This is a genomic window from Nocardiopsis sp. NPDC055879, from assembly GCF_053615935.1.
Genome location: NZ_JBSHCT010000061.1, coordinates 1 through 4,507, shown reverse-complemented (window position 1 = coordinate 4,507; position 4,507 = coordinate 1). Strand labels below are relative to the sequence as shown.

At 67.8% G+C, this 4,507-nt stretch carries 6 protein-coding genes; 1 reads left to right on the top strand and 5 read right to left on the bottom strand.

Annotated features, from left to right (window positions below; genetic code table 11):
• On the top strand, positions 1 to 249 hold a 249-nt coding region (locus ACWGKS_RS29590; protein ID WP_452525014.1), incomplete at its 5' end, for a tetratricopeptide repeat protein.
• A 116-nt stretch (positions 250 to 365) separates the two neighbouring features.
• Here ACWGKS_RS29590 and ACWGKS_RS29585 read toward each other — a convergent pair.
• The 5 genes from ACWGKS_RS29585 to ACWGKS_RS29565 form a co-directional block, all read right to left on the bottom strand.
• The gene (locus ACWGKS_RS29585) at positions 366 to 1,859 is read right to left on the bottom strand and encodes a tyrosine-type recombinase/integrase (protein WP_452525012.1); all 1,494 of its coding nucleotides are present in this window, start codon (positions 1,857 to 1,859) and stop codon (positions 366 to 368) included.
• On the bottom strand, positions 1,860 to 2,129 hold the full coding sequence (locus tag ACWGKS_RS29580; protein WP_452525010.1) for a helix-turn-helix domain-containing protein: 270 nt from the start codon (positions 2,127 to 2,129) through the stop codon (positions 1,860 to 1,862). It lies immediately after the preceding gene.
• A 351-nt stretch (positions 2,130 to 2,480) separates the two neighbouring features.
• Positions 2,481 to 2,888: a hypothetical protein gene (locus ACWGKS_RS29575; RefSeq protein WP_452525008.1), complete on the bottom strand. Its 408-nt coding sequence runs from the start codon at positions 2,886 to 2,888 to the stop codon at positions 2,481 to 2,483.
• A complete protein-coding gene (locus tag ACWGKS_RS29570) occupies positions 2,885 to 3,880 on the bottom strand; it encodes a TRM11 family SAM-dependent methyltransferase (RefSeq protein WP_452525007.1) in 996 nt (331 codons plus the stop codon). The genes ACWGKS_RS29575 and ACWGKS_RS29570 overlap by 4 nt, the downstream gene beginning before the upstream one ends.
• On the bottom strand, positions 3,877 to 4,507 hold a 631-nt coding region (locus ACWGKS_RS29565), incomplete at its 5' end, for a hypothetical protein (RefSeq protein ID WP_452525005.1). The genes ACWGKS_RS29565 and ACWGKS_RS29570, both read right to left, overlap by 4 nt.

The window sequence follows — 4,507 nt, the reverse complement described above, 5'->3', positions numbered from 1 at the left end:
CTCCTAGATGACCAACTGCGCATTCTCGGACCCGACCACCCCGACACACTCACCACACGCCACAACCTCGCCGTGTGGACCTATGAGTGCGGTGATTCCACCAACGCCATCCGTCTTTTAGCCGTCCTGGTAGTCGACCTGAGACGGGTACTGGGCCCCGACTATCCCGACACTCAGGCCAGTGGACAGGTCCTTCGGTACTGGCAGGACGAACCGTCCGAGGAGCAACCCCAACCAGGGGACCTTTGATCCGATGGTCAACGCGCCCCGGCCACGAGGAAACCCCAGGCCAGGGCGGGTGAACCCGTATCCTCACCTGGGGCCTTGAGCCCTTGTGGGGCTCCTGGTGTGCTCCCCGGAACCGGCTACCGCACCGGGGCCAGGTTGCTCACCTTGGCCGGCTCCCCGCGCAGCAGGGCGGCGGTGGCCTCAGCCGCTGCTTTGGCCACCTCGGGAAACACCGTCTGGTAGGTGTCCTGGGTGAAGTGGGCGGTGGAGTGCCCTAGCTCGGCCGAGACCACCTTCACGTCCGTTCCCGCGGCCAGGGCCATCGAGGCGGCCCCGTGGCGGAGCCCGTGCAGCGTGATGGGTGGGAGTCCGGCCGCTCGGGCGATGCGGGCGAACCAGTCACTGACGTGCGAGGGGTGCCAACCCGTGCCGTCTTGGCGGGTGAACACCAACCCCGAATCCACCCACTCCGCCCCGGCCTTCAGGCGGGCCTGGTTCTGGAACTTCTTCCACCCCCGCAGCACCTTGACGGTGTCGGCGTCCAACGTGATGGTGCGCTGTCCCGCCTCACTCTTGGGGGTGGAGGTGAACGTGGTCCAGGACAACTGCACCACCTGGGTGCGGATATCCGCTTCGGCGTCCGTCAACCGGGTGTTGGCCCAGGGCAGGCCCACCGCTTCACCCCGCCTCAGCCCTTTGACGGCGATCAGGTGGAACAGCGGGTGCAACCAGACGTACCTGCGGGCGTGGGTGAGGAAGGTGCGGGTCTGCTCGGGGGTCCACACCATCACTTCCCCCGGCACCGTTCCGTCCTTCTCCCACTGTCGAACACGGTCTGGGGTCCATACCAGTGGGCGTTTCCTCGGACACAACGGCAGACGGGCGTGTGAGGCTGCGTTGATGTTCACCACCTCCTCGGGGTTGCGCACCGCGTCCGACAGAGCGCTGCGCAGGGTGGCGCGGATGCGGTGCTTGGTGGACAGCGAGATCACCCGTTGGTTACGGACCGAGGCCCGCACTTGGGGGTCGGCGGAGTCCCGGCATTCCAGGATGTGGACGTTGTTCGCCTCGATGGAGTCGAACATCGCCTCGACCTGGCGTGATGTGAGCCGATCCAACCGCACCTTGCCCAGATGCGGGATCAGGTATTTGCGAAGGTGGCCCTGGTAGGAGGCGCGGGTGCCCTCGGCCAGATCCGGCTTGGCCTGAATCCACCCCGCGAGATACGCACCCACGGTGGGGGCTTCCTTGCGCACATCAGCCCCTGTTCCCAGACGTTTGCGCACCTCCTCGACCGAGGGGAACCGGGTGCGGGCCTTGAGGGCGTTCTGGATCAGGTCCGCGATCTGCACCTCTACATCCGGTTCTCCTTGGGCTAGGTCCAGTAGGGCTTTGAGGTGATCCAGCGTTTCCCAGGCCTGCTCCTGGCTGTCCAGCCCGGCACGGCGGGCCTGCCGGCGCTTTCCCTCACTCGTGCGGGGTAGTTCGAGTTGGTAACCCCAGTCGCCGTGGCGGGGGTTGAACGCCCCGCCCTGGCGGCGCAGCTTCGGACACCGCACCCCCAGCGCACGCCCGGAGTTCTCATCCCGGCACCCGCAGCGTTTGAACACTCGTCCCTGGTGAGAAGCCATCTACGACTCCCCCTCCTTGTTGTGGTCACCGCACACACCACACCCACCCGAAGTGGCGAAGGCTTCCAGGCCGAGGTGGGCCAGAACCCCGGCGGTGGGGATCTTCCAGGACCTGCCCGCTCTGTGAGCGGGGACCGGGAAGGCGCCTTGACGCAGGAGCCGGTAGGTGGTGGTGCGGCCCATCCCGAGCATCCGCCCAGCGTGGACCGGGTCCAACACCACCGGCAGTTGTCCGATCTCGTCCATCCGGACCGGAGCATCCGACCTCACCTGACCCACCTCCCCACCACCTCTGATCTGCACGGATATGGTGCGCGGCCCCGCGTTTTGCGGGGCACCACGCATCCACGCTCGACCTCGCCGAGAAGTGCAAGCGGATTCGTCAACAACCCCACCGGATTTTCCCTCCACCACCCACACCCCGACCGAAAACGGGGTGTTTGTCGTTTTCACTGGTCAGGGCCACCAATGCCCGAACGTAGGGCCTCGACCCCCGGGCCCGGCCTGGGTGGCGGCGCCCGGGGGCTCGGGGCGGTGTGGGGCCGTTGGTGGCCCCACCGCCCCTGGCAGTGGTCACGCCCACCAGCCCGTGGCCGGCCGTCCCCCACAAGGGCCGGCCGGTCAGTCTTGGCGCACGTGTCCGGTGGAGGTCAACCACGCCCGATACCGGGCCCGGACCGCCTCAGGGATGGCCACCACCCGGTAGCGGCCCGCACCGCAGGCGTGTTCGACCAGGTAGTGGTCGCCTTCCCAAGCCGGGATCCGCCCCAGATACGCTCCGGCTTCGACCACCTCGGCCAGGGCTGCCTGGTCGGTTTCGGTGCTTGGGAAGTAGGTCACGTCCACACTCGTATGCGGGCTGATCGGCAACTGCGGGTGTTCTTCCAGAAAGCTCGCCAAAGAGCGCATGTCGGTGATGATGCGCTCGCGCAGCTCGGGGCCGGCGGCGTCGGTGAAGAACTCCCGCTCGGGTAGGAACGGGCCCGGCACGGTACGACGCTTGTCTTCTTCGGGTTGGATGTGGCTCATGCCGCGGCCCTCTCTTCCAAGGTGTCCTGTTTCGGGTCAGGGTTGGTGAAGACCAGCACGTCCTCGTGCTGGATCACGTGCACCGGCCAGCCGCCCTTGCGCAACCGTCGGGTCTCGATGAGCTGAAAGAACGAGGTCCGGGACACCACCTCCCCTTCACGCACCGCGCACAACAGGGCAGCGCACCGATCCACCTGCACCAACCCGGCCCTCGTCCCGGCTTCGGCGACCTGCCCGGGGAAGTCGGTGAGTTCCCCGTTCTTGCGGTAGGGGCGAGTGGTCACCACGACCACCCCTCCCGGGGCCAACAGGGTGCGGCAGGCCGCCATGATGCGGGTGAACGAATCCGCCAGCTTTTCCGGGCGCTGGTAGGCGAGGTTGGCCGCCCGACGATCCCGGTCCCGGGAGTAACGGTGGGCGTACTTCTCCACCGCACGGGCCCCATCGCGGCGGGAGCGGACCTGACCATGGGTCATCGCCCCATACGGGGGCGAGGTGACCACCAACCGCACCCGGCCCGCCAAAGCTGTGCCGGCCAACCTTTCGGCGACCTCCGCTGCTTCCCCGGTGTGCACCCGCCCCTCACCCGTCGCGCCCTGGACGGTCGCGGTTTCCAGGTTCAGCCGGGAGATGGAGGCCCACTTGGGCTCCAACTCGATCCCCACCGCCCGCCGATCGAGGTGAACGGCTTCGACCAGACTCGTACCGATCCCGCACATCGGATCCAGCACCACCTCCCCCGACCGGGTGTAAGTGGTGATGGCATGGCGCGCGATCTCGGGCAGCATCTTGGCCGGGTGTTCCACCGAGAGCCGCGAATACCGCCCCCCGCGCTGGCGCTGTGCCTGCTGTTGGCCGGTGGTCCACACCGACCACCCCGCTCCTCCGCCCGGTTGGGGGCCGCTATTGTTCTCATCCCGGTGATCCGCCGAGTCCTGGCCCGACCTGACCTTGTCGAAGTGGACCTCGCCCCGGTCTTGGTCCTGGTTCACGCACCCACCTCCCCACGCGAGTCCGCGGGCACGCTGCGGCCCTTCTTGCGGAAGACCGACACGTTCAGGTGAGCCGGTGAAGTGATGGTGGCCGCCGCCTCTGCCACCGAGTGCGGCAAACCCACCTCGTCCTCTTCTCCCCCGACCTCGGTGTCCTTCTCAGGGTCGAACCCGTCCTGGCCGCGTACCGGGATCGTGGCGCCCAGACCTTGCTCGCAGATCGGCACGGTCAACGCGATCACGTGTTGGATGTAGACGAGCCCCGCGCAGGTGGCGGCCCGCACCACCCCTGGTGCCGGATCCACCACCCCCGATGGTGCATGGCCGATAGGGGTGATGACAGCGACGACTCCGCCAGGGCGGGTCAGCATCGCGGCGAACTCCAACCGTGCCCGCACTCGACGCCTTTGCACATGGGTCGGTACTACGCATGGGGTCGGCGCGGACACGGTCGTCACGGCAAGGTCGGCCCACGCCACCTCTTCGAACGCGCTCGCCCCCGGGTGTTGCAGGGTCGGGCTCAGGGCCCGGTACGAACGGTCCAGGGTGCGGGTGTGTTCGGTGATCTGGTCGGTGCCGGTCAGGTCCGCGACCACCTGCTGGGGGCGGGTGTACTCGGCCACCAAC